The following is a 25,966-nucleotide window of genomic DNA, read 5'->3' as shown; positions in this document are numbered from 1 at the left end:
CTTACCTCGCCGAAACCCTCGACGCCATCATCAACGGCCATCCGCAGAGCCAGATCGGGGAACTCATGCCCTGGCGATTCCGGAAAACGTCAAGCCCAAATCCATAGGCGATCGGCGAGGCGCTTACCCCGGCTCGCCGGGAAGATGAACTGCGGCATGAATGCGCATTGTGGCTGCGCCAGGCAAGCGAATCGTATTCGGGACGGGACACCGGCTCTTCGCGGATGATCGTCCGGATTGATTTCGGAGCGACCGGACGACGGCGGAGAGCGCTGTCACGTCAAACCTCAGATAGGTGGCAGCTCCACTCGGCCTCTTGCGGTAGTTGAGTTGCGTGGCGGCAACTCTGCACCGCCTCATTATTTACCGTTTTGGCTCAAGACAAGAAATTCCTTCAATTTTGCTTAATACTCATCTGGCACCGCAACTCATGGGCACCACAAGCGGCACGCTCGCGAGATGCCTAAAGTGACTTTGGCGAACAGCCTGAGGCGAAGCTGCCGCCTCGGCAACCAGATGGACGTATGGCCACTAAGCGGCCAACAAAGACTTACAGAACGCGGGGGTGAGCTTGCCTCGGTGGATCGCGACGCTTTCGTGAGTCGCAGCATGCGCCTCCTGCCACTGCCGATTGTGACCACGCTGTTGATTGGACTTGACGTGACAAGCGGCGAACTCGGCGGCGTCCAGCGTTGCCAACTCCCGCGCATATAGCGGCCGTTTCGTATGAATGTGAACCCACATCGGACTCGGCATTGCACCATTGCGCAGCGCCTTGTGCTGGAGCCTGATCTCAAACAGATGGCCCGGCTCGCCACGCAATGCGGACGGCTGATCCGGTGGGATCAGCTCCCCGGCCGTCCGCAATTGCTCAAGGTACTTCTGCGACGGAAGTGCGTAGGACTTCATGCAATCGGACGCAATAGCGGCCTTTTGCTCGTTCAAAGCCTTCACCTGTCCCCGCGCCTGGCTCAACAGTTTGTTTAGCTGTTCTGTGTCTTCGTGCAATTTAGTTATTTGCGCACCGGAAAGCAGGAGACGCAGACGAGGCTCCTTAAACGCTACCAAACAGGCCTCCATCTCGGCGGCTTGGGTCTGAAGACGCTCGACCACAGAGTCGACGATGTGTTCGGCGTCCTCTGGGCTCATCTTGCGCGCTTGCGAGACTTCCCTTTGCAGACCAGCCAGATCGAACTGCAGGAGTTCTGTCAAGCGTGCGAATCGTGGTGTCAGCACCTCCTTCGAGGCTGGGGCGTGCCAGGTCGCCAAGCGCGCTGCCGCCTCCTCTACACTCTTCTGCGCCTCCTCTGCACTCAAAAGCTTCTTCGTACCTAGATTCGTACGCACGAGCACCTTGGCTACCGGCGCCGGGTTTTTGACATCCCCAACGATTTGCGGCGACTGTTGGCCGGCTGCCGAATTGCTAGCGTCGGCGACCGGGGCGCTAGCGCGAGCGCCCTGCTTGCGCTTGCCCTTCCCCTTCCCTTTCCCTTTCCTGGGCGCTGCGGCCGATCCAGCGCCCGTGTCCGCCGGCGGCTCAACGATGGCCGGCCAGTTCGGCTGCAGTTCCAGTAGGCGCTCAACATGGTCCGCAGTGATCGACGCGTCCTCGACGATCCTGTCCAACAGTTCTAGCGGGAGGTCGCCGCTTGTTGGGTGATCGCTAAGGTTTGCGCGCACGTCCCGCAACGCCCATTCAAATTCCGAAAGCCGCTTCACGACACCCTCCAAAACGGCGCAATGATCTGCGTCGAGTGGGCGTCCCGTGCTGTCCCTGACAGCAGGTACTGCCGACTCGAATGCCGGAGCAACGTCGTCCACGAAGGTATCCAGCAGAGGCAGCCGCGCGTTCTTAACCTGGAGGATTTCCCTCACGGCTGGTTCGAATGTGCCCGCCTGCGATTCAATTTTGAGGTGCGCGAAATCCATCCGTGCCAATCCCAGCGCGAACCGTGCAAACATCAGCTCGCCGTTCGTCCGGCGCATCAGAATCTGATCTTCCTGCCGCATCTCGGCCGTTGCATTTGGCAAGCTGGCTTTGGTGGCGGAGGCGAAGCACTGCTGTTCGCAGCCCCATATCCTTTTTTCCCACCAGTTTATGCAGGCAACCAGCGCATTTGCCACGCTGAGATACATTTTGGTCACCTGGTCGGGGCTAGCCCGGGATTTAAGCCTCCTGACCATTTTTACCGAATCGGTTGCGTGCGCTTGCAACTTGTCGAGAGTCGGTGTTGTCAGTATGTAGTAATTGTCCACCCCAACAATTACGACGTCGCAGATTTGACGCACCCTCGAGTTGGGCACAATGCTCCGCGCCAAAGCTGGCGACAGGCTCAGGCTCGCGTAATGCTCCAGAACCGCTGAGCCTGCGAAGACGACACGGTCCATCGGTTCTGGCTCGTCGGGGGTTTGCACCGCTGCCTTACGGCAAGCGAACAGCTCCCCAAAGAGCGCGTCCATTCGTGCCTGTGGTGACACGGAAATCGGGACCATCACACCCGAAGTTGGCGACTGGCTGGCGGCCGGCGCCAGGGGTTCACCCTCCAATGTCGACGGAACACTGCGCCGCCGCGGACTGGCTGCACGTGGCGCGGCGGCTGCATGCCGTGCAATGTCCAGGCTTCCGTGTATGCCAACGGAGGGGCCGGACGGCCGGTCGCGTGGGGCATCATCGACACCACACTGCATTAGAACGGCCGGCGTCCTTCTATCTATCGCCACAGTGCGCATCTGCTCCACGACGGCATCGAACGACTGGCCGCCTTCCCCAGGCGCAAGACTTGACTGCGAGTGCGAACTGCTCGCCTCCCCCGCCCTGCCGACTCTCTTTTCAGCCCGCGATCTCCCAGACCGGTCAATGCCCGTCATATTCCGTCTCCGTTATAGGCGAGAATGTTTTGTCTATGCTGTTGGGGCTGATGTCGTTGAGCCCTCGTGTACCAAGGCTTATAATGAGTGCAATCGCGCCTCGTCAGCTTCACCAAATGTGCGTGTGGTGCGCATCGGGCGGGCCATCAATCAGTACACCAGGTCAGCGTTTCCGAGGTTTGAGTCATATCAGGCGGAAGATAGATAGGTTGGCTGACGATTAGCTGACGGAGAGTTCTTCTGGACGCGCGAAATCCGACCTGGCCCAAGCGCGCCCTTGATGAAAACAACCTAGGCCCCACATGACTGCGAACGCGCCGGATCAGATCATCTGGCTTGCGGATGCGCTGTCACTCATCGAGGGCATGCAGAGCTTTGGAACCGGACAGACGTCGCCCGTTCTGACACGAGCTGCCTCTGCGGTTTTCTAACCGCTGATCGGCCTGAATTCATGCCCGATCGCTCACGGAGCAACGCCCTTGGATCTCGCTGGATCGGCGGCGAGCCTGAGCTCTTCGGCCCGGCGAGGGAGAGCGGCCGCGTTGTCAAATTGAACCGAGCTCAGTTTTCGTCCGGGCCGAAGAAGCCCGAACTTAGCGATGTGACCCGGGTGAGGTGATGCGCTCCCGCGTCCAGCAGCTAACGCGAAGTCACCGAGCCTGTGATGCTGCGATCAAGTCATCGATGCCCGTCAGCTGACTTGTCGGATGCTGTCATGATGTCGCCGGAAGTGCAGTTGCGCTGTCGACCCCGGTCTGGCGCAGATCGGTATCTGAAAACGCTTCGGCCACCGCAGGGCTTAGCTCCCGCGCCCTCAGCCCGCCACGTGTGGGGAAACTGGGAAACTCCGCGTGGCGGCCATACAGTTGTATCGTAGCAAGCAAGCCTCGGACTTGGCGCTACGGTGGAAAAAGTCGGGCTTCTGGCAGGCCCGACCCCCCTTGCCGAAGCGCAGTGCCCACATTTACCACTTTGCAGGAGTCCGAACCCTGCGCGATTGTTATTTTCCCGTAGCCCGCTTTTTGTCCAGAGTCGTCAGGTTCTCGAAAGCTCCCGCTCATAGATTGATTTTCTAGGCATCGCCGCCAATGGAAACGGATGCAGGAGTACCTGATGGTCGCAGCAATTGGGAGTGGAACAGGCAACTATTCCTTGCTTAGGGGGCATGGAAATCCGAGCGGCCAACCGCACCAACCATCCACCGACCATTCTGGTCATAACAGGCCTATTGGCGGGAGTGAGGGTCATAACAGGCCTGTTGGCGGGAGTGAGGGTCAAAACAGGCCTGTTGGCCGGAATGATCGGGTTGAAGGCCCCACCATTTCTGGGGATGGCTCGCAAGACATGACTGAAGCCTTCGAAGAAGTTATGCGCTCCGTTGCACTAACTATTTGCAACGATGCCATGGCTGAAGCTGAAGAGGCTATGGCAGACACAGAAGAGGATGCCTGATGCTGGATGGTCCGGCGTGAGGAGGTGTGTGCCGTGGTGACGGCGCAATATAATAGAAAGGAAATAACATGGCTAACAATATGAATATCATGAGTAACGCTGCTTCTATTGGTAGTACTGGGGCTTCAATGGGTAGAAACGCCATTGACAAAACCACTGGGGCTCTTGCTTTCGAGGCGCAAATCCGGGAGCTAAAAGCGGTTGGAGCAGAGGCGACGGCTAGAAGTATGGAGCTGCGTACTGTTACGACCCAGCTCACCACCATCAAGAAAGCCGCTGACGAACGCGTTCAGTAAATTTCGGAAGCGGGGCTCTAAGGTTGCCTCGCCGGTCACGCTGATGGCGCGACGCGTCCGAAATGAGCCGCATGGCAATTGCCGTGCGGCTTTTATCCTTGGTTGAGAGATTCTCCGTGAACCACGCCGATTTCCTCCATTTCGAAGTGCTTTCGGGACTCTATTGCGGACTCACCGGTAAGACCGCTCTCGAAACCAGCCTAATCGGCAGCGGCTTCGATGCCGATTTCGTCTTCGTCGAGCAAGGACTGGCACCGCATCATCTTCGCATAACTCTTCTTGGCAACTCGATCGAGGTCGAGGCGCTTGCAGCCGGACTCAGCATCGAGGGTAAGCGGAATATCGCCCCAGGCGAGTGCGTCGTGGCGTCACTTCCTGTCGTCGTTTTCGTAGGCGAGATGTCCATTCTTTGGTCAGTGCGGGATGCTGCGCCAACTCGTTCGGTCGGCATACCACGCCTCTCGCTCCCTATGCTCGCCATTATCATAGTCTGCTCTCTAGGGATTGGCACGGCATCAGCCATTTTCTCCTACAACGGAGACGGTGGTGCATCGAGCCCCAATTCATCCAGTGCCGAACATGAGTCCAAGCTGACCAGTCACCCCGCCAACGACCAGATTGCGAAGGCAGCGGCCAAAGAGCTGCAGGAGGAAGTCGATAGAGCGGGCCTTCCCAATATTAAGGTCGGCTCCGCAATGGGTGCTGTGACCGCAGAGGGCACCGTCACGTCTGAATCGGTCACCAGTTGGCAGAAGCTTCAGCAGTGGTTCGATCATCGCACCAAGGGCACTCTAACGCTGGTCAATGGAGTGCTGATCAAAGAGGAAAGGGCGCCATCCGGATTGGCCGTTGAAGCGGTTTGGCATGGTTCCCAACCGTATCTTGTCATCGACGGCGAGAAGTATTTTGTCGGCGCCGTTCTGGATGATGGATGGATGGTCAATCGGATCGAGGACCGTCGTGTGCTCCTGAGCCGCGATGGCCGCGTTGCCGCTCTCCCGTATTAGATCCGCAGGCCCTATTACGCAAAAATGCGGTGGTCAGGAAACCATTCTGCCGCGCTTGACGGGCCGCCCATGTGGACGGGGCGCCCCTCGGACTTCGAAATCTACGTTTCACTGCGTAGCAGCAGAATAATTCTCAGGCGATCGTAAAGGGGCCTCGATGGTCAACGTCCTGCGTAACTTCATCAAGCGTGCCCCAGCCAACCCGGACTTAATGGTCGCGTTGGTCCTGCTTCTCGCTATCGCTATGATGATCTTTCCTATCCCGGTCGTGGTGGTCGACGCGCTGATAGGATTCAATATGGGACTGGCCATCCTGCTGATGATGGTTGCCCTGTATGTCAGTACCCCACTAGATCTTTCCTCTTTGCCCGGCGTCATTTTGCTTTCCACGGTATTCCGCCTGGCGCTCACGGTCGCAACGACGCGACTGATCCTGGCCGAGGGGGACGCAGGCAGCATCATCCACACGTTCGGCGATTTCGTGATCTCGGGCAATATCGTGGTGGGCTTTGTCATATTTCTGATCGTCACCATGGTGCAATTCATGGTCCTCGCGAAGGGCGCCGAACGCGTAGCAGAAGTGGCGGCGCGGTTCACGCTCGACGCTCTGCCGGGTAAGCAAATGGCGGTCGACGCAGAACTGCGTAACGGCCACATCGATGCCGACGAATCTCGCAGGCGGCGCGCCGCATTGGAGAAGGAGAGCCAACTCTACGGCGCGATGGATGGTGCGATGAAATTTGTGAAGGGCGATTCCATCGCCGGACTGGTGGTTATCTTCATCAACATGGTGGGCGGAATTTCGATCGGCTTGCTCTCGAAGGGCATGTCCTTCGGCGAGGTGGTGCATCACTACACGCTGCTCACGATAGGCGATGCGTTGATATCGCAGATTCCGGCTCTGCTGCTCTCAATTACAGCGGCGACCATCGTCACTCGTGTGACTGGGGCGGCGAGGGTCAACCTTGGTACCGAAATAGTCGATCAGCTCACGGCCAGTACGCGAGCATTGCGGCTGGCAGCTTGCGTCTTACTTTTGATGGGGTTCGTTCCTGGCTTCCCTATGCCCGTCTTTCTGATGTTGGCCGCAGTCTTTGCCGGGATAAGCATTGTCAAGGATGATGTGCTTGGCGCCGCCGATGTCGACGGGACGAGTGCTGCTGCAGTAGACACCCAAAAGCAAGCCGCGCCCGCGCAGGATTCTCCGATCGCTTTCTTCCTTGCGCCAGGCCTGATGCACGCTATTGAGCAAGTCGAATTGCAGCAGCACATTGCCCGCGTTTCTCGACTGGTCTCAGTCGATCTAGGCATTGTTGTACCCCAGATCCCAGTCTCGGTCGACCAGCAGCTGCCCGAGTCGCAATTCCGGATAGATGTCGAGGGGGTGCCAGTCGAACAGGATGTGATCGATCTGAGCCGGCCAACGCTCAAAGACGACGAGGCCAACATCGAATCGAGCGGTATCCCCTTTCGGCGTGATCCAAAAAAGGACAGACTCTTGGCCGAACAAAGCCGGGCACCAGCTCTCAACGGCGCCGGCATCGAGCATTACGGTCCCAGCGAAGCGCTCGCGTTGCGCGTTCGTGCAACGTTGACCCGCTACGCGCCGCGTCTGATTGGCATCCAAGAGACCCGCCAATTGCTAAGCCGAATGGAGCAGGAATATTCTGATCTGGTCAAAGAGGTGCTGCGCACAACGCCAATCCCTCGGATTGCCGATGTGCTGCGCCGCCTCCTGGATGAAGGCATCCCGATCCGCCACACCCGCCTCCTCTTGGAAGCGTTGGCCGAATGGAGCGAACGTGAGCAAAACGTCGCCCTGCTCACGGAATATGTTCGCTCAGGTTTGAAGCGGCAGATCTGTCACCGTTATGCCACCACAGAGGGCACCGTGCTCGCCCTGATCATCGAACGTGAGAGTGAGGACGTGATGCGCAATGCGGTTCGAGATTCGGCTGCAGGCCCTTATCTTGTACTAGAGGATCGGCAAAGCGAAGCGCTGCTGCTACAGATGCGTCAGACCCTTGCCAACACGACGCCAGGTCAGACCCGCCCTATCGTTTTAACTTCAATGGATGTGCGACGCTTCGTCCGTGGCTTCCTCACCCGACACGGGATCGATCTTGCTGTGCTGTCTTATCAAGACCTCGCCTCCGACTTTACAATTCAACCCGCCGGATCCATCAAAATCCCGACAGGAGTTGACAGTGGAGCGTTGGAGTAAACGCAATATTCGCCTGGCCAACGACTGAATGTCGTATCTCCTCATGATCATTGGGAACCAAATATGAATCCAAACGAGAACATAGCACCGACGTTTAGGCCGTTTCGCCGCTACTCACTTCTTTACGCTGTACTTACCATACTGCTTCTCGGCGGTTGCGCTACGGACAAGTCAGCTCTTTCAGTGAAGGAGACGTCGTCGCCAGAGTTGCTCAATGCCAATCAAATCGATCCGGCTATGCGCGAACGTATACTGCGCGCGGTCGGTCAGGATGCTCAAGAGCCGTCTTTACGGGACGAGCTGAAGCAGCACCCGGACAATGTCGATGCGGCGATCCGTCTTACGAACGCCTTGGTGGCGCAGAAGCGCGCGCTTGAGGCGCTTCAGGTCGTCGACAGCGTCTTAGTTGCAGCGCCGGGGAATTTGCGTGCCCTGAACGCGAAGGGAGTGATCTTGGACATTGAGGGGCGGCATGACGCGGCACAGGTGCTGTATCGGCAAGCTCTCAAAACAGAGCCAGGCAATGAGATGGTGCGCCACAATTTCAATCTGTCGCGTGCCTTTGCTGGGAAATCCGAACCGAGGACGTTGACACGATCGCGATAGCTGTGGCCAGGGCATGCGGGGCGCATCATAGCGGTCGCCAGCCTGCTGGGTTTATCTGAAGACTGGCGCTGTGCAAGCACTAGATGCCGTAAGGGCCGGCCGTCGCGAGCATAGCCAGGTTGGGTGGCTTCAGCCTGCTTCAGAACAAAGGCGATTTGCGCCTCCGAAAACTTCGATGCCTACATCGGATTCTCCATCTCCGGTCGAGGGATCAGAACTGGAAAATCCCAGCCCAAAACGGTCCGATTGGCGGAGGACGTCAGCGGAGGCACGTCACCGGACACGAACTACCCTCCCGTCGAGGATCAGGCGCACGATCGGCTCGTCCGCCAGCGAGCGGGAATTCCAGGCATCCCAATCGGTCTTCGCAACAACAACGCTTCGCCCTTTTCCCCGCAACGCTGGATGGTGATCGGGAGACCACCCTTGGAGCCGCGTCACCCCAAGTCTGTTTGACGCTTATCCAGTCTGAATTTCGGTTCGGTCTTCGCGAAATGTTCAACAGCTTCGCAGTGCGCAGCGATGGGCCACCTCGTGTGTGGCATCTATGGCGATTATCGCCTGTGCCGTTTTTAGCGCGGCGCTAGGCTCGCCATCTGCTTCGTCGAGTGCGAGCACGGTTTCGAGAGCCGAGACTGCCAGATCAAACAATCTTTGCCTTTCGGCCTGTAGCCAATCTGCAAACGGTGCCGATCGGATCATCAATCCCGCGGCGAAGTCCCCTTTGTATATTTGCGGGATACCCCGGATACGCGCAGCTTCGCCCGAAGCGGCAATGTCTTCCAGTTCCCAGCTGTCAACGGCAATCGTATCGTGCCGCAGCACCAATGCCCCTTGATCGGTTTCAAACGGATCAGGGCAGCCATCTTCTCAGAACCTTGCGCAGCGCGGCAAGTTCCTGGCGCAGGCTGGCACGTGCCTGTTCTTCGCCGCTCAAAGGCCACAAGCTGGCGGACAGATGCTCTCGCGAACAGCCGCCCGGCCCACATTGTGCCAATGACGCAAAAAGGGCCCAGGATTTTCGGGTACCAAGGCGCAGCTGCCTTCCTTGTTTGCCGATGAGAAGGCATCTGCCAAGCAGTGTTAGTCGTAAATCCAAGCATGCCTTCTGAAGCCGAGCGCATACAGGCGTGTAGCAGGCAGCATCCTATCTGATTGTCAGCTTCGGCGCTCGTCAAGTTATTGTAACAATTGAAGAGCATGTTTTCCCGCTCTGAGCACAATCAGTAGTATACTTTAGATATTAGGAAGATTGCGGACAATCGACAAGCCAAACTCGAAGACGGTCGACCTTCGCGCGGCAGACAGGCCATCGTCAACGACGATCAAACGCTTGTGATGGCGGCGAAACACATAGTCGCACCGACGCGTCAACCCGCGGAACACAGCGTACGCGTGGCTGGTGAACAGACCCCGCAGTCCGATTTCCGACGGCGAGACCATTGGCCAAGCTTTGACAAAAAGTCGTCAGGGCACATCGGCGACGGGCCATGCCCTGACAAGCGTCAATCTTTCATGGACCTGTGGCAGTCACGCTGATGACTTCGGTCTGAAGGCCAGTCCTACCGCCACACAGATCCCTTGAATTGCCCGTTGCGTCCTTGGGAGTAATGCCCGAGAGATCACAATGGGTTAGCGTTGTCGGGTCTTGTGGCCTGGATCAAGCGCGCGCTTTTCACCGGAGCGTTGACGACGCAGTAGGCATCAAATCGTGTGGGAAGTCCCTGTATCGTGTTCGCGAAATTTCCGTCAGGACGGCAGTTGACACTGGCGCCAGTCATCCGGCCGTCCTGCCCAACCCTTCCTTTTGCTGAAGTCGCATGTCTTGCCGGTCGGGGTGCCAGGCGCTCCGGCAGGGCCGCCGATCGTGACACCGCGAATGACCACGCCGGTGGTTACGTGCGTCGTGCCTGCCTTGGCAGAGCTTTCCTCTGCGTGAGTTGGCGGAACGCTGGCGCAAGCCGTGCCGAGAACCACCAACAACCCGATCGTTTTCGATTGCAAAGTCATCACCTTCTCTCCTCTTGTTAAAAGTTCGTTGGATTGGCATCGGAGCTGGCTCGCCTCGTTGAAAGAGGGAGCCTCTAGCGGAACCTGATGATGTAGTTGACTGCGATGTTTTTGGGCCGCGTTTCAGCAGACATACGCGCCGGAGCTGAGGGCGAACTCGTTGGCTTGCTCGACAACGATGTTCCCGCAGCACTGCCCTGTTGTGAGATGGCCGCCGGCTCGGTCACGTCATACGAATGTGTGTGGTCCTGCATGGCGTCGCACTGCAGCGAGCCAACGGTGTTGGCGACATGATTTCCGGTAGGATCAAGGCGCTGACCCGCGTGTGGATCTATCCCGGCGCCAGCGTCGAATCCGCGTAGGAAAAGGCCGCGGTAATCGGGAATCCGAAATTCAAGGTGAGCGCCTGAAGACCTTTCACGGTAGATTGCACCCAAGGTGGCATAGAGCTCCGGATAGGAAGTCGTGCTCAGATATCGTCCATCGCAAAGCATCCAGCCCTGGCTCTCGATATGAATAAGGGGAGCATCGGCTTCTGACCCTGGCTTTGACCCCGACCCCGCGCACGCCGCCCGCGAGCAGTCCTGCAATCGGCTTGTCGCATCGCAGGAAACGATCGCCTCGTGGTTGGTCTGGCTGCCGTCGATGACGACGTGATCGGGCCGGCTGTGGCGTTCCAGCGTCTTGAAGAAGCGCTTGGCCGCAGCCAGGGAGATACATCCACCGCCCGCGGACCTTGATGTAGGTTTCGTCGACATGCCATTTGCCGACGCTACGCTTGCGCCGGTTGCAGCGCTTCAGCAGCAACGGCGCGAAATGACAGACCCAGCGATGGATCGTGGAATGCTCGACGCCGACGCCCCGCTCGGCCATCATTTCCTTTAAATCGCGCAGGCCCAAGCCGTATGCCAGGTACCAGCGGACGCACAACAGAATGATCGATTGGTCAAAATGGCGGCCCTTGAACATCCGTAAACCGCCGGCGAAACACCGGAAAGCCATGCCACATCCCTCGTAACTGAAACGTTTGCAACAGAGCCCTTTGAAGCCTACAAAGTCCGCAATTTCATCGATCGTTGTTTCAACAAACTCAAGCACTTCAGACGGATCGCAACACACTACGACCGACGCGCGCTATACTTCCTCAGCTTCATTCAAATCGCTTGCGCCATGTTATGGATGCGATGAATGTCGATTCAGCTAGTAGGCCGACGCCGCAAAAGCTTTTGCGTTGCGCCCTTCAGGACCAGCAGGATGGCATCACCGCATAGCTGCAATTCTTAGCTGGCGCATTACGCAGCATCCGAGACTTCCGACAGCTCGTCGAACGTTCCGGCAGGCAAGGACAGTGACCTGGCGATCCGGTTACGATAGCCCTTATTGTATCTCCGGCCGGACTCGATGTTTTCGATCTCCTCAGTGGCAAGTCCGCAGGCTATTGCCAGGTCCTCAATCGAGTAGCCCAGGTGCTCGCGATATGCCCGGACGATATGCGTCTCCTCTGAAATCGCCTTCAAGACCGTCTCGGGAATGCGCGAATCGTTCATATGCAACTCCATAAAACCAGGGTGGCGCCTGAGGATCGAAGATTCCTCTCGCCTGGCTAACCCAGCAAATTCAAAATGGATGTCAGGCGGCCTGATCGGCCTCATCCATGGAAGGCCACGACTGAAAACTGGTGGCCGGTCCAATATGGAGGTTCACCCGATTCCGATCAAGTCCAAGTGCCCAATCGTCGGCTTGGCGGGCTCCCCCTGCGAAAACGTTCAGCGATTAATTCAAATCAACCCGCATCTCTCCACCGCGCGGCATGGTGCAGGGAATGAACATGCGCAATCGCTCCAGTGGACGCGTAAAATGACCAATTGGGTCAGGGTGGTTTGAAGGCGGGAACGTTCTTGATCCTCCGCCTCGCTCGGGGCGGGAGGAACTCGGTGGCGGTCATACCCTTCATGCGGTCTTCAACAAGAATGCCTCAATCAATCGCCAATCTCGGCCGGGTAGCGGGCGTCGGGTGTCTCAGTCTGAGGCCAATATTGGCATTCGCTGAAAAGCGTGGAATGTGGCGCTGGGAGCAAGCGCACTACTGGCTGCAAGGACCCGTCAGACGGCAGCGAGTCAAAGAAACTCGCATAAGGTCCGTCTGCGAAATGAAGCCGCAGTTCATCAAAATTCTGTACCGTTTGGTTGAGCGGTCGCGCTTCCTGGCGCTGAAGGATGGCGCGACCGGAAAGCTGAAGCGTCGGAACTCCCAGGAAATCCCAAACCGTTCCCAAACATGCTGCGGGTTCTTGAAGAAGGCTCTCGTATTCCATTACAAGCAAGTTGGACGGCGCGAGGGAGTGCGCAACTCGAGCGTGGAAATCGTCGGCGGTTTTGAAGTATGCCTCGCAGTCGGCGATTGACAATCTGACCTGTGGCGGCGGAGCTTCATCCCTGTCCGAACTGAACTTCAGCCACTGACCGCTTTGCCTTGCCTGCACCAGCGACCGTAGCGATTCCAACACGTTTCTCCGAACCAAGAGGATCACCTTAAGTCCTGGCCAACGGGCCAGTTCCGCAAAGAAGCCCGGATGATCGTGAAACTGCGGTTCGTTGACCTTGCAGCCAACATGCGTCACCTTCTTGTCGCACCGGGTGGGATATCGAACGTAGGCAAGCTCTAAGAGCTCGCGATTGCTGCGTAGCAGGCGATCCTTGTTGGGCCAGTTTGTGTCGTACTCGTTGAGCAACTCACCGTTACTGATTACATTCGGATGCTCGTTCAACAACACTTCCAAATAGTGCGTCCCAGTCCTTGGCAAAGCAAGGATTGCAAAAGGCTCAGCCGTCAGTGTGCTGTGGGTCATTGCATGTGTTCCAACTGATAGTGGTTTCGACATTCAGAGGGCGGTGCCAGCACAAGAAGACTGGACGTGATGTCTTGAGACGCGGACGGGTTTTGACCTGCGCTCATGCAATCAGACCCGCACGGTGAGATTGGTCGCGCAGACTGGCGTGTGCCTGCATCTCCAGTCGCGTGTGCGCCAACTTTCGTGTTCTGCAGTCGCCAACTCACAGCCGCCGGGCCAAGCACGCTCGCCGCTTGTGGCCAGTTCGCGATACTGCACGCGGGTCTCCTTCTTGTATTCGTATGTAGCATCAACGCATCAGGCGCCGACGGAACAGTGCCGCCGATATGAAAAATGGCAATACCGCGTAGATGGAAAGTGCGCCGATATGCAGCCCGACGTTGCCGACCGGGTGGCCAAGCATCACCGGACGAATAAGGTCGATAGAATGCCCCAACGGCAAGAAGCCCGCAACCTGCTGAAAGGTGCCTGGCAATTGGGTGACCGGGAAGACCGCGCCGGACAGGAACAGCATGGGTGTGATGACGAGCGTCTGGTAGAATATGAAATATTGGTAGCTGGGGGCAAGCGCCGTGACGATCAAGGCCAGGCTTCCAAACGCGAACCCAGTGAGAGCGATGGCTGGTAGCACATAGAGAACGGACCACCATGTTGAATAACCAACCGCGGCGGCAACAATCGTAATTGCTGTACCAGCCAGAAAGGCCTTGGTGGCTGCCCACGCCAATTCACCGAGAACCAGGTCGCCGAGGGTAAGTTGTGTGTGCAGGATTGCTTCCCAGGTGCGCTGATCGTGCATGCGGGCGAAAACAGCATAGATCGTTTCAAAGGTCGATGCGGTCATCGCGCTTGTCGCCACCATGCCGGCTGCCAGAAAAGCAATGTACGAGGCACCGTCAACGCGACCTACCATTATTCCGAGGCCAGTGCCGAGGCTGAAAAGATAGATCATAGGATCGGCGAGGTTGCCGATCAGTGACGCAAGTGCGACCTTCTTCCAGGCCATATAGTTGCGGCGCCACACCGCAATCCAGTTCCACGGGTTGGCGGGTAGAGCCGCCGCAAAGCCTTCACCCATTGTTCACTTCTCCATCTCGTGTCCGGTCAGCCGCAAGAAAACGTCCTCCAGACTGGGTGGACGCTCCAGAAGACGCAGACCCGCCCGCCCGCGCAGCTGCACCCGCACCTGCTCCGGATCGGACGCATAGCAAAATAGCGTCTCGCCGCTCACCTCGATGCGCTGAACGTATGGTCGGATTAACGAACTCAGCTCTTGTGGATTGCCGCCGAAGATCTCGATCACATGGCACCCAATATGTTCGTCAATTAGGGTTTGAGGGCTGCCTTCAGCGATTTTGCATCCATGTTCGAGAACGCACAGCCTGTCGCACAACCGCTCAGCCTCTTCCATAAAGTGGGTCGTCAAGATGATCGTCTTGCCGCGCGCCAGCAGGAAACGCAGGCGTTCCCAAATCAGGTGGCGCGCGTGCGGGTCGAGGCCGGTGGTCGGCTCGTCCATTACGAGCAGCTGCGGGTCGTTGATTAGCGCACGTGCTAGCGTCAGACGCCGCTTCATGCCGCCGGATAGTTCGGCGACGCGTGCATGCTCCTTGCTCTCAAGCCGGGCGAACTCGAGAAGCGATGGAATGACCGCTTCGATCTTGCGTGTGCTCATGCCGAAGTAGCGCCCGAACACCAACAGGTTCTCGCGTACCGTGAATTCCTGGTCAAGGTTGTCGAACTGTGGAACCACGCCTATGCCCTTGCGTGCCAAGCGACTCTGTGCCGGCACTGGCACCCCGAGAACCGTGATCTTACCCGCGTCGGGCGGCGTCATGCCGAGGAGCATGCGCGCAATCGTGCTCTTGCCCGCACCGTTCGGCCCCAGCAGGCCAAAGCACTCTCCCGACGCAACGGTGAACGACAGCCCGTTCACAACGGGCTTGTCGCCAAATGATTTTGTTACGCCGGCAAGGTCGATTGCTACTTTGGACATGGTTCTATCTCAAGCTCAAACAAGCCGATCGGCCTGCCGGCAGTTCATTCACGGCGTTCTGGTCCAGAGTAGGCCATCACATTTGTGGCGACCCGTCGAAAGCGACAGCCGAAGCATTTGCGTGTGCCCCCACTCGAACGGATTGGCGTCGGGCCGCTACGGACCGCCTTGGCTACTTCCCTGGACTCACGACTTGCTCGCTACCAATATACTTCGATTGCTTGCCGCTGCAGCGCTGCCAGACTCAACCAACCTTGATGGATCGCGCGACAGATTCGTCATTCGAATCGAGTCGGCAACCTCCGAGCTTCCCGTAGGGTTTGGTCCGGCGATCGTGTTTCCCGCGATGACCTGCTCCTGCTTTTTCTCCCTGTTGGGTAGGCTGTTGGTCTTGCGCGACAGCCAATCGCTATTGCTCAGTGTACACAACGCATAGGCTTTCAAGGGCAGCAACAGAAAGATGTTGATGAATGTGTGCAGAGAAAATGCGAGAAATCGAAGTTGGCGAGCACGAAAAGCTGCAACGGTGCATCGAATGATGGTCATGGCTGCAATCATCAGGCATGCCGACCAAGGCACTGTACCTGTGAGTGCGAGCTGCGCGAGTCCCGCTAGCACCGTGAGGGTGAGAAGCAGCGGGCCGAGATTCTGGCCGATCACGTCCAACGTGAGATAGCGATCGAGGCCGGGCAATAGCCGAAGCAAAAGCAGCGTGTCCCGGAAAGTGCTCCGTGCCCAGCGGAGTTGTTGACGCAAATACGGCCCTACCGTATCGGGAACGACTGTTGCCGCGATTGCGTCCGGAACGTACTCGGTTCGAAAGCCTGCTTCCAGCATGAGGATCGTCAGATGGCGGTCCTCACCGAAGTCGCTTGGCTTCCCCCGAAACAGCTGCGTCTCGTACCGATCTAGCAGTGAAAGGAGCGAAGACCGGCGGTACATGGCACATGGGCCGCAACAGCACATGACGGCACCGAAGCGAGCCTGTGCCGCACGCTCCTCATTGCACGCCAGCCAGTACTCCATATCGATCAATCGGGTCAGCCACGTGTCGCTCCGGTTGCTTGCCGTCAACTGGCCCATGGCCGCGCCGATCCCTGAATCCTGCATCTTCAGTGCAAGTTTCCTGATAACGTCGGGCGCAAGTGTCGTGTCCGAGTCGACGTTGACCACCAAATCTCCAGATGAGCGGCGTATGGCGGCGATCTGCGCTTTGCGCTTGCCAACATTCTCGGGGAGCAGAATGAACTCAAATCGCGCGTCCTCCGCATAGCTGTCGTGTACCGGCGCGACCGCTTCGCGATTTCCAGAACCGTCATCAACTACATACACCCGCAATTTGCCGTAGTATTCCTGGTGTGCAAGGGAAGCGAGGCACGCCGAGAGCGTGCGCGGATCCTCATTGTAGCAGGGAACGATGACATCCACGCTCGGCCAGAGGCCGGAGCCGACTAGGTCGTCCGACGCCGGTGCCGCTTTTGCTGGCCGAGCATAAATCGCCTGCATGCCCTTATAGAGAGTCGAGAGCAGCGCATAGCCCGACACGGCGACGATACTGATTGCAGCGAACAGGTTCATAGGATCTCGATTGTTGCGTGATGTTCAGGAAGCGAGCGGATTACAAATCCGCGGTCATGCAATGCTGGAATTAGGCGCGCCAGCGCCGTGACCGTTTGGTCACGCAGACTGGCTTGAGTGTCCGGTGCCAACTCGTCGGGAGCACACCCGTCGTGCAAGAACACAATTGCGCTCGGCTCGATACGTCTGCATGCCCTTATAGAGAGTCGAGAGCAGCGCATAACCCGACACGGCGACGATACTGATTGCAGCGAACAGGTTCATAGGATCTCGATTGTTGCGTGATGGTCAGGAAGCGAGCGGATTACAAATCCGCGGTCATGCAATGCTGGAATTAGGCGCGCCATCGCCGTGACCGTCTGGTCACGCAGACTGGCTTGAGTGTCCGGTGCCAACTCGTCGGGAGCACACCCGTCGTGCAAGAACACAATTGCGCTCGGCTCGATACGGGCAAGCACTTCATCGACAATCGCGTCGGGGCCGGGGCGGGACCAGTCTCGCGGATCTACGGACCAATCGACAGCCGCCAGTCCAGCGCTCGCTAAGGTGGTAAGCACTTCTTCGGTCCAAATCCCATACGGCGCGCGCATTCGCCGTACCGTGGCCTGGGGGCACGCCACCCTGATGACCCTGTTCGCCTCAAGGATTTCACGTTCGACTTCGGCGGATCCGCGTCTGGACAAGTCCGGATGAGTCATCGTGTGGTTGGCTCCCCCGCGTAGCACTTTCTGGTGCACGCCTTGGGGTGTTTGCCGAACGTGAATCAAGCCGCATGTCCATTGCGGCTGGGTGCAAAAATGCTCCTCGGAGCTAACGCAAACATCGACGACTTCCTTTAAGAGGCTTGCTTGAATTGTCCCTATGCGACGTTCTGCAAAACCGGTAAAATCGTTTGTTTCGATTTGACGCATCCATATTATGGATAACTGAAATGCGGTTCAAAGGGGTTGATCCGAATCTTCTGGTTGTGCTCGACGCACTGCTGACCGAGCGCAACCTCACAGAGGCGGCGCGCCGCATTAACCTGAGTCAGCCGGCTATGAGTGCGGCCGTTGCCCGGCTGCGCGATTTTTCCACGATGAACTATTTGCGATGAGCGACCGCGAGCGTATTCTAACACCGCGCGCACAAGCCCCGGCAGTTCGCGACGCGCTCCTGCGCATCCAGTGCTCGATTATTTCTAGCGATCCGTTTAACCCGGCTCAAGCTGACCGCCGCTTCAGGATTATTCTTTCCGATTTCGTCACACTGGTGCTTTTTTTGAAAAGGTCGTGGAGCGCGTTGCACGCGAAGTACCCGCCGTCTGCTTCGAAATGCTTCCTCTCGATGACAGCCCCGATGAGCTCCTCCGGCGCGGTGACGTCGATTTTGTCATTGTTCCGGAATGGTACATGTCGAGCGCGCATCCAAGATTGACGCTGTTCGACGAGAGGCTCGTGTGCGTGGGCTGCGCCAGGAACAAGCAGTTGCCACGGCAGCTTACGGTAGAGAAATATATGGCAATGAGCATGTTTCGGTTAAGTTCGAGCGTTTGCGGAAGCCCAAGGAATGGTTTTTGCGTGAGCATGACCTTAAGGCGCGCGTCGAGGTCACCGTGCAGGCCTTCAGCATGATCCCGCCTTTGGTATCAGGCACAGATCGAATAGCGACCATGCCCTCCCGGCTGGTCAAGCATTTCGAACAAACATTCCCGCTGCAGATCATCGAACTTCCGCTGCAACTTCCCACATTCCCCGAGGCCGTCCAATGGCCGACCCTTCACAACAATGATCCGGCAAGCATCTGGATGCGGGAGATAATGTTGCAGGAGGCGTCCCGCATGGCTACTCCACGCAAGACCCAGGAACGTCATGCGCGCTTCTGATGTATTCAGCTCGGGGCTGCCCTTGTCTAGATGCCGTAATGGGCCGGCCTTCGCGAGCATAGCCAGGTTGGGTGGCTGTCCCTCAGAATGATGGTGTTGAAACGGAGTCCGAGCGATCGGCTCCAAACATCATGAGAGGAACAGCCATGGAACATTATGCGGGAATAGAGGGAACAGGCCTACGGCTCCAAGCGACATCTTTCGTTCACAGGGCCGATAGCCCGCGGGGCAGCAGCGATTTGTTGCGAGGATTGCCAAGGAAGTTTGTCACATGAGCTGGAGATTTGGGTGGGCTGAACAGATACCCTGAACGTCGTCGCAACCTGTAGCGCGAACGACTTCCAACTGGCCCTCAGTCTTTATTGCTTCAGCCGGTCGTCACGTGCAGTTGAAGGCGACTAGCAGGTAATCCGGTAGCGGCGAGCACTCTGGAGACCATGTCAACGACATCGCCTCGCACGAACTGCGAGCACTCTCAATGCTCGACGAACGGTTGATGGAGTGCTTCCCGTTCGATTAGATCTACGGCATCCACAACATGCAAGGTCTCCCCGTGGGCGTGTTTGAGTCCGTCCGGGGGCGATCATGTCGGCCGAGGACAAGTTCGAAATCCACCCTTACCGGTTTCGGAGGACATGCGGCTCGTCCCCATGCAAGCAACGCAGATTTTGGTCGCCGCGTGCGTCCTGGTGATGAACCTGCAGACCATCTTGAGCCGCCGCCCGAGCCCTGCGGATACGTCGGTGGTGCCAGCACGGAACTCATCACCCGTGGCATCCGGAACGAGCTCCCCAGCAATCGGATTTCGCTTGTCGCATCAGGGAAAAGCTCTTCGTCAGTTAATCGTCAGCCAAGCGGTCTATCTAGACCTGCCGCGCCTGACCAGGCTTCCGGGCTGGCCGTGACGATCGACGAAGACATGCCGCTGATTAGCGTCATGCCACGGGTCATCTGGGCGAAGCACTTACGGCTGAGCGTACATCACCCCAGCCTATAGGCAGCGCATTCTCGCCTATATCGGAGATGAAACATGACGGGCATTGGTAGATCTGGAACATCGCGCGTTGGGGGTGCTGGAGCCGGATCGAGCAGTTCGCGCTCGCAATCAAGTCTTGCGTCCGGGGAAGGCAGCCAATCGTTCGGTTCCGCCCTGGAGCGGATGCGCTCTGAGCCTCAAGGTAAAGAGTCACCCTCGGCTGCGCGCGATGCGCATGATGACCTTGGCGGCAGATCTTCCGGCCCCTCCGTTCACCCACATAGAATCCCGGTTGCTGGGCCACGTGCAGCCGCCACGCCACGTGCAGCCAGTCCGCGGCGGCGCAGTGTGTCCTCAACGTCGGAGAGTGAAGCCTGGGCGCCGGTCGCCAGCAAGCCGCCAACTTCGGGTGTGGCAGTTCCCATTAGCTTGTCAAGCGAAGAGGTCAACGAGGCAAAGCGACGATTGCACGAGCTGGCTGAGGAACTCGACGCTTCCCAGGAAAAGGGCCTGCAAAACATAAAGTCGTTGGAGGACGCGCAAGACCAGATCGATCGGGTCGTCAATGCGGGCGCAAAAATTCTGGACTACTACGCGAGCCTGCCCCGGCCTGTGGCGCGTAGCATTCTGTCCGACGATCGGGTGCGTCAACTCCGCGACGACGCGCTCAGTCGGGCGGAGGATTGCAACATGGTGGCTCAAAAGATTTTCGACAAGGTGGAACAGGATAGGGAGCGTGTGGCCAAAGTCCTTCACCGGATGGTCCAATCCAATGCCACCCCCGACCAGTTGAGCCGATCTGCTCCGAGTTTGGTGAAGTATCTTGTGGCCCGCATGGAGCTGTGGGACAAGAAAGTACAGCGCTACGAATGGATGCGGTCCGTCTGCGCCGCGACTACCAACTTAGCAAGTTCAACAGCCGAGATGAGGCAGGAAGAAGAAGCCGCGCTGCGGCTGCACACCGGCTGGGTAGTCAATTCAAAGGTAATGCAGCTGCAATCGCGGATCGCTCTCGCGCAGGTCAAGATTGACCCGCAGGCGAGGACGTTTGAAGCACCCGTCAGGGAAATCCTTATCGGTCACAACGGGCAAGTGGGTCTGCTGGGAGCCTTCATCATAGACGTTTTTCCGGCATTCATCTCGACGGCCGACGCTGTAATGAAGAACAAGGGCCGCCCACTCGACGCAGAGCACTGCGCCGTTCTGGAAGGAGTCATGGAGCGGCTTTCGGAATTTGCGTCGGCGTTGCACCCCGTCGTTGCCAAATTAAACGATCACCAAATAGGTGCCGACCTCCCATTGGGACTCTTGAGGCAGATCGTGGACGGCGCGTGGATCACTGCGCACCAGGTCATGCGCCTCCTGGAACTGCAGCCGAAGCCTCCAGCCGTTGCACTGCCGGCCGACGCCGGTGCTACGGTACCGGCCGAACCTACCGGCAAGGCCGCAATGACCGAAGGCGCCGCAGCGCGCAAGAAAGGGAAAGGCAAGCACAAGCCGGCCGCTGGAGCTGGGAGTTCGGCCGCGCGGCGGCCGGAACTGCAAGCCGCTGCGGCGGTCAGCGACACCGCGCCAGCAGCGAAGGTTCTCGTGCGCTCGGATCTGGGTACGAAGATGTTCGTGAGCGTGGAGGAGGCGCATGCGAGTGCGTCGGCGGTGGGCGCGCGCTTGGCAATCTGGCAGGTCCTGCCGTCCACGGAGGGCCTGACGCCACGACTTGAGCGGTTGGACGAACTTTTGCAGTTCGATCTGGCTGGTCAGCAACGAACCGTCTCGCGAGCGCGCCACATGAAGCCAGAGGACGCCGAACACGCCCTCGACACCGTGGTCAAGCGCTTGCAAGCGCAGGCCACCGAGATGCAGGCCTGTCTTGCCGCGTTGGAGGAGCCTCGTCAGCGCGTCCTACTCACGCCTGCGCGAATAAGCGAAGCGCACGACAAAACAGGCAGGCTCAAGTTGATGTTGTCCGAGGCGCAGGGACTGGCCAAGTCTTTGGACATCGAAAAGGCCGCTATTTCCATCGATTGCATGAAGACCTACCCTTTTCCCTCGCAGAACTACCTTGAACACTTGCGGGCAGCTGAGGAGTTGACGCCGGCGGATCGACCGCGCGCGTTGAATGGGAAGCCAGGGTCGCTGTTCGAGATCAGGCTGCAGCCCAAGGCGCTGCGCAATGGGGCAATGCCGAGTCCGATGTGGGTGCACATCCATACGAACCGCCCAGTAGATGCCCGGCAGTTGGCAATGCTGGATGACTCAGTCTTCGCCGCTTGCCACGTCAAGTCCAATGAACAGCGCGGGCACAATCGGCAGTGGCAGAACGCCCGGGCTGCAATCGGTCACGATAACGTCGTGATCCACCGCGGCAAGCTCACCCCCGCCTTCTGCAAATCCCTGTTGAACCAGCGCTAGATGCTGCGATCGGCCGGCCTTCGCGAGCATAGTCAGGTAGATGTCCCCCAGAATGATGGTATTGAAACAGAATCCGAGCGATCGGCTCCACGTATCAGGAGAGGAACAGCCATAGAACACTCTGTGGAAATCGATGTCTCGCTGGGAGAGAGCAGCGTGGGCATGGTGGACACGACCGGAAGAATCGTGCGCGAGGTCAAGATCGCCCGCGAGCCCGAGGCACTGGTCCGTGACTGAGCATCTTGGGATGCTGCGCGGTTACGGAGTAAAGGTCGGAGAGGTCAATCGTGGAAAGTTTGAGGCGTGCATCGCGAAACCAACAGCAGTTGCGGTGCGAGTAGCGCCGCCTTTAGCACCCTGACCATGGCAATGCCCCAACCTTCGTAGACCTCGACAACGAAAGACGGAGCAAAGGGTGGTTATTCCTAAGTATGCACGGAACGTGCTGCCACACCGCCGGGTGCGGATTCTTCGGGCTGACTTGAACCGCTTCATAGTCCTCTCCTGCCGTCGGACCGGTTGGTGAGAATTCTCAGCGCGATTGTTCAGGCCCTTGTGTGAGCGATGCTCGACGCCGGCATGATATCGCGCTTGGCCGCACTGTAGGATCGAAGCTTGTCAGTGACCATCACACGCGGCGAGCGGCATTGACCTTTGAGAAGCTTTCGCATCAGACGCCTGGCAGCCTTGGCATTGCGGCGGCTTTGCACCTGCTCCGCACACCAATGCTGCGCGCGTACAATGCACGCCGCGTCAGCGAAACACCGTTTCCTATTGGCCGGCTCGCCGAGACGCCCACAAGCAGAGCACCCGATATCCTAAACCCGCGTACCGCTGTATCGGACAACGGACTGCCTCTAGCCAAGTTGTCATTGAGCCCAGTCGCGTGCGTTCCTGCGAAGGCAGCTTGCCCGCGATGGCCAAACTTCGGCTTCGGCAAGGGGTCCATGACACCAAAGAATGCCGGCGAGGTTTGCATAGCCATGAGGCCAGCCAACCTGCGACGGCTCTCGCTTTGTCTCGGATTTCACGCTCTTGCTCTGACGGTGTAGATCATCCGCGCAGCCAGTCTTCGTCGCTGATGTCGTCCGTCAGCGCGGGTATCTGCAGATCGAAGCTGAATGGGCGATGCGTGTCGGAGAAGATTTTGCGTCGCAATCCAATTTGCTGTGAGTATCACTGCTTGAGTTTGCAAGGTGTCGTGCGACCTGCGCACAAGATCGACCAGGTCCTAAAAGCTGCAGTCATTGTCGGATGTTCGACGATGTCGCAGATGGGACACAGCGCCCTCTAAGCGATCGCATTGCTCTGAACGATTCTCCTGGTTGGCACGACATATGCGGTCTTATGGGCAAACGCGTTGCCGCGGCTCTGACCGGGAGAACTCATCGATGATCACGCCTGTCGAACATGCGGTCACTGCGGCAAACACTGAGCGTTCCCGACAAACGGGAAGCCATTGCGGTTTCATTCCTCGGGGTGTTCGGACATGACCGAATTCGATTTCCGTCCAACGCTGAATGCTCCCGACGACGACCCCTATCTTTGGCTTGAAGAAGTAGAAGGCGAACGGGCACTTGCCTGGACGGCCAGCCAAGCCGCAAGGACCCTCAGGCATTTCGGGGGCGCTCAATTCGAGCGTGATCGCGCAGCCCTGACAGCGATTTTCGACCGTCCCGACAAGATTCCCATGATCACGCGCGATGGTCAGCACCTCTACAATTTCTGGTTAGATGGTCGTAATCCGCGCGGACTGTGGCGCCGGACAACCCTCAGCTCCTACATGGAAGCGGACCCCAAGTGGGAGGTGCTGCTCGATCTGGACGCCCTTGCCGACAGCGACGAGGAGGATTGGACCTGGGGCGGCGCGTCGATCGAGCCGGAGAGACGGGAAAGAGCCGTTCTGCGCCTGTCGCGCGGCGGCAGCGATGCGGTCGTGCATCGGGAATTCGATCTTGGGACTCTGAGCTTTGTCAGGGGCGGCTTCAATCTCTCGGAGGCCAAGGGCGGCATCAATTGGCTCGATCCTGATACGCTTCTGCTTTCGAGTGCGCTTGGTGATGGCATGGCCACCCGCTCCGGCTATGCGCGCACGGTTCGGATGTGGAAGCGCGACACAGATCCGCTCACCGCGCCGGTGATCTTCGAAACCAGTTCCGAAACCCTGAGCGTGTCCGGTTATCTGGACCGCACCGCCGAGAGCGAGCGCATCTGGTTCCTAGACAGCCCGGCCTACTTCGAGGAAATAGTCCGTATCGGCGACAGAAGCGGGCCGACGACAGAGATCGACCTTCCTCGAGACGCCTGGTGGAATAGCTTCGGAGACTGGCTGGCGGTAAAGCCGCGCAAACCCTGGACGGTGGGAGGGATGACCTATGCCGCCGACACACTGATCGGCATCTCGCTTTCCTCTTTTATCGCTGGCGAACGCGGCTTTGTCACCCTGTTTGACTCGGGCGACAATCGATCACTGCAGTCATTTTTCTGGAATGACGGGAGGCTCATCATCTCTTACCTGGTGAACCTCGTGCCGCGTTTCGAGATGTTCACCCCGGGCCGCAAGGAATGGACGCGGAGAGCGCTGGACGCTGTGCCCGCCAAAGGAACTGTTCACATCTGGCGGCTCGACGCGAAACTCCACGATACCAACGGCGAGGTTCTTGTTGCCGCTCAGGACCCCATTACGCCGCTGCAGCTTCTGCTGTTCGATCTCAATGCAGCGCCGCCTCTCGGCGCTCCAGTAATCCTGAGGCGCAATCCGGAGGATTTCGACGCATCGGGGCTCGTGGTCACGCGCCGCGAGGCAGTCTCAACCGATGGTGAAATGGTCCCCTATACGCAGGTCGGTCCGGCGAACGAGACCGCCGATGCCCCGGTTCACCTCAGCGCCTATGGCGGGTTCGGCATATCGCTCCTGCCATCCTACAACTCTTCGATAGGAAAGCTGTGGCTCGAACGCGGCGGTACGTCCGTGGTGGCGAACATCCGGGGCGGCGGCGAGTTCGGCACGCGTTGGCACGAAGCCGGGCGCAGACAGGGCAAGCGCCTTGCCCATGACGATTTCGCCGCGGTTGCGTCCGACCTCGTGCGAAGACGCGTTACGCAGCCGAGGCGGATTGCCGCCGAGGGCGGCTCAAATGGCGGCCTGCTCATCGCCAATATGCTAACCCGCTATCCTGAGCGTTTCGGCGCTTTGTTCAGCACGGTCCCGCTCACTGACATGCGCCGCTATACCAAGCTCTTGGCGGGCGCGAGCTGGATCGACGAATATGGCGATCCCGACAAGCAGGACGATTGGACATTTCTGAAGGAGATCTCCGCCTATCACGTTGCGGCGCCGGGGCAGCCTTATCCGCCTATCCTGCTCGCCACCACGAAGCGAGACGACCGCGTCCACCCCGGCCACGCGCGCAAGATGGCTGCAAAGCTGCAGGCTCTTGGTTACCCGGCTTATTTTTACGAGCCCAGCGCAGGCGGCCACGGCTACGGCAAGGACAATCGCGAGCGCGCCGCATTCATTGCCCTGGGCGAGAATTTCCTTCGCAGTGCGATCGGCTGGCAAGCCGAGCAATTCCAGCAGGATTTTTCATAGGGCAGTGCATCATTTCTGAAGAGCAAAGAGAGAATATCATGGAGAAAAACGAATGGGCGTGGCTCGGGGAGTAACAGCGGCCATCGTCCTGATGCTGGCGGGACAGCAGGCCCTCGCAGCTGAGCCTGCCCAAGCTGCGTGCGTCCCGCAGGCTGGAGCCTCGGTCACGGAATGGCCAAGCCCTTGGCAGGTACGCCTTCGCGCGTTGGGGATCGGCACTGAGGATTCGGGCT

General features: G+C 58.5%; 14 protein-coding genes and 6 pseudogenes. 8 read left to right on the top strand and 12 right to left on the bottom strand.

The features are described 5' to 3' along the window. Window positions 1-531: 531 nt before the first annotated feature. Window positions 532-2,388 carry a T3SS effector XopP-like protein gene (locus CKW40_RS39255; protein ID WP_095204999.1) on the bottom strand — a complete coding sequence of 619 codons (1,857 nt, stop codon included), beginning with the start codon at window positions 2,386-2,388 and terminating at the stop codon, window positions 532-534. 2,000 nt (window positions 2,389-4,388) lie between these two features. On the opposite strand from CKW40_RS39255, the gene CKW40_RS39245 reads away from it, so the two are divergent. The 4 genes from CKW40_RS39245 (at window position 4,389) to CKW40_RS39230 (ending at window position 8,453) form a co-directional block, all read left to right on the top strand. After that, complete coding sequence (locus CKW40_RS39245; protein ID WP_179298281.1) at window positions 4,389-4,616, top strand: nodulation protein NopA; 228 nt, start codon at window positions 4,389-4,391, stop codon at window positions 4,614-4,616. A gap of 116 nt (window positions 4,617-4,732) precedes the next feature. Then, entirely contained in the window at window positions 4,733-5,623 is an 891-nt protein-coding gene (locus CKW40_RS39240) for a SctD/MshK family protein (protein ID WP_095204997.1), read from the top strand. A 157-nt stretch (window positions 5,624-5,780) separates the two neighbouring features. Beyond that, on the top strand, window positions 5,781-7,847 hold the full coding sequence (gene sctV / locus CKW40_RS39235; RefSeq protein ID WP_095204992.1) for a type III secretion system export apparatus subunit SctV: 2,067 nt from the start codon (window positions 5,781-5,783) through the stop codon (window positions 7,845-7,847). Between the two features lie 63 nt (window positions 7,848-7,910). After that, window positions 7,911-8,453, top strand: a complete 543-nt coding sequence (locus tag CKW40_RS39230) for a hypothetical protein (RefSeq protein WP_095204991.1) — start codon at window positions 7,911-7,913, stop codon at window positions 8,451-8,453. Between the two features lie 498 nt (window positions 8,454-8,951). On the opposite strand, the gene CKW40_RS39225 is transcribed toward CKW40_RS39230, so the two are convergent. The 10 genes and pseudogenes from CKW40_RS39225 to CKW40_RS39165 all read right to left on the bottom strand — a co-directional run bounded on the left by CKW40_RS39225 (window position 8,952) and on the right by CKW40_RS39165 (window position 17,800). Beyond that, window positions 8,952-9,278, bottom strand: coding sequence for an AfsR/SARP family transcriptional regulator (locus tag CKW40_RS39225; RefSeq protein ID WP_179298280.1), 327 nt, complete (start codon window positions 9,276-9,278; stop codon window positions 8,952-8,954). 1,259 nt (window positions 9,279-10,537) lie between these two features. Continuing rightward, complete coding sequence (locus CKW40_RS39210) at window positions 10,538-10,957, bottom strand: phage tail protein (RefSeq protein ID WP_095204996.1); 420 nt, start codon at window positions 10,955-10,957, stop codon at window positions 10,538-10,540. A gap of 78 nt (window positions 10,958-11,035) precedes the next feature. After that, window positions 11,036-11,432, bottom strand: a pseudogene (locus CKW40_RS39205) (IS6 family transposase); the annotation flags it as partial. Window positions 11,433-11,755: 323 nt separating this feature from the next. Next, window positions 11,756-12,010, bottom strand: a complete 255-nt coding sequence (locus CKW40_RS39195) for a helix-turn-helix domain-containing protein (protein WP_095204994.1) — start codon at window positions 12,008-12,010, stop codon at window positions 11,756-11,758. A gap of 570 nt (window positions 12,011-12,580) precedes the next feature. Then, a pseudogene (locus tag CKW40_RS39190) lies at window positions 12,581-13,312 on the bottom strand (sulfotransferase domain-containing protein); the annotation flags it as partial. 292 nt (window positions 13,313-13,604) lie between these two features. Continuing rightward, window positions 13,605-14,393 (bottom strand): ABC transporter permease, encoded by a 789-nt coding sequence (locus CKW40_RS39185; protein WP_095204987.1) that lies wholly within the window; start codon window positions 14,391-14,393, stop codon window positions 13,605-13,607. A 3-nt stretch (window positions 14,394-14,396) separates the two neighbouring features. Then, window positions 14,397-15,311 carry a nodulation factor ABC transporter ATP-binding protein NodI gene (nodI, locus tag CKW40_RS39180; protein WP_095204986.1) on the bottom strand — a complete coding sequence of 305 codons (915 nt, stop codon included), beginning with the start codon at window positions 15,309-15,311 and terminating at the stop codon, window positions 14,397-14,399. A gap of 186 nt (window positions 15,312-15,497) precedes the next feature. Further along, window positions 15,498-16,889: a chitooligosaccharide synthase NodC gene (gene nodC, locus CKW40_RS39175; RefSeq protein WP_095204985.1), complete on the bottom strand. Its 1,392-nt coding sequence runs from the start codon at window positions 16,887-16,889 to the stop codon at window positions 15,498-15,500. Next, a pseudogene (locus CKW40_RS45015) lies at window positions 16,886-17,071 on the bottom strand (chitooligosaccharide deacetylase NodB); the annotation flags it as partial. The pseudogene CKW40_RS45015 and the gene nodC, both read right to left, overlap by 4 nt. 78 nt (window positions 17,072-17,149) lie before the next feature. Further along, window positions 17,150-17,800 (bottom strand): polysaccharide deacetylase family protein, encoded by a 651-nt coding sequence (locus CKW40_RS39165; protein WP_095204984.1) that lies wholly within the window; start codon window positions 17,798-17,800, stop codon window positions 17,150-17,152. 20 nt (window positions 17,801-17,820) lie between these two features. Between CKW40_RS39165 and CKW40_RS39160 the strand changes: the two are divergent. From CKW40_RS39160 to CKW40_RS39145, 3 genes and pseudogenes are all read left to right on the top strand, one after another. After that, a pseudogene (locus CKW40_RS39160) lies at window positions 17,821-18,753 on the top strand (LysR family transcriptional regulator). Window positions 18,754-19,222: 469 nt separating this feature from the next. Further along, window positions 19,223-19,546, top strand: a pseudogene (locus CKW40_RS45010) (amidohydrolase); the annotation flags it as partial. A 612-nt stretch (window positions 19,547-20,158) separates the two neighbouring features. After that, a complete protein-coding gene (locus CKW40_RS39145; protein WP_244571478.1) occupies window positions 20,159-22,141 on the top strand; it encodes a T3SS effector XopP-like protein in 1,983 nt (660 codons plus the stop codon). A gap of 468 nt (window positions 22,142-22,609) precedes the next feature. Here the strand turns inward: CKW40_RS39145 and CKW40_RS39135 are convergent. Next, window positions 22,610-22,851, bottom strand: a pseudogene (locus CKW40_RS39135) (DDE-type integrase/transposase/recombinase); the annotation flags it as partial. Window positions 22,852-23,630: 779 nt separating this feature from the next. Between CKW40_RS39135 and CKW40_RS39130 the strand changes: the two are divergent. Then, window positions 23,631-25,733 (top strand): prolyl oligopeptidase family serine peptidase, encoded by a 2,103-nt coding sequence (locus CKW40_RS39130; RefSeq protein ID WP_095204981.1) that lies wholly within the window; start codon window positions 23,631-23,633, stop codon window positions 25,731-25,733. The last annotated feature ends 233 nt before the right edge of the window (window positions 25,734-25,966 follow it).

Source organism: Mesorhizobium carmichaelinearum (assembly GCF_900199455.1).
In the GTDB taxonomy this organism is placed as follows: domain Bacteria; phylum Pseudomonadota; class Alphaproteobacteria; order Rhizobiales; family Rhizobiaceae; genus Mesorhizobium; species Mesorhizobium carmichaelinearum.
This window is presented reverse-complemented; position numbering and strand designations above follow the sequence as displayed.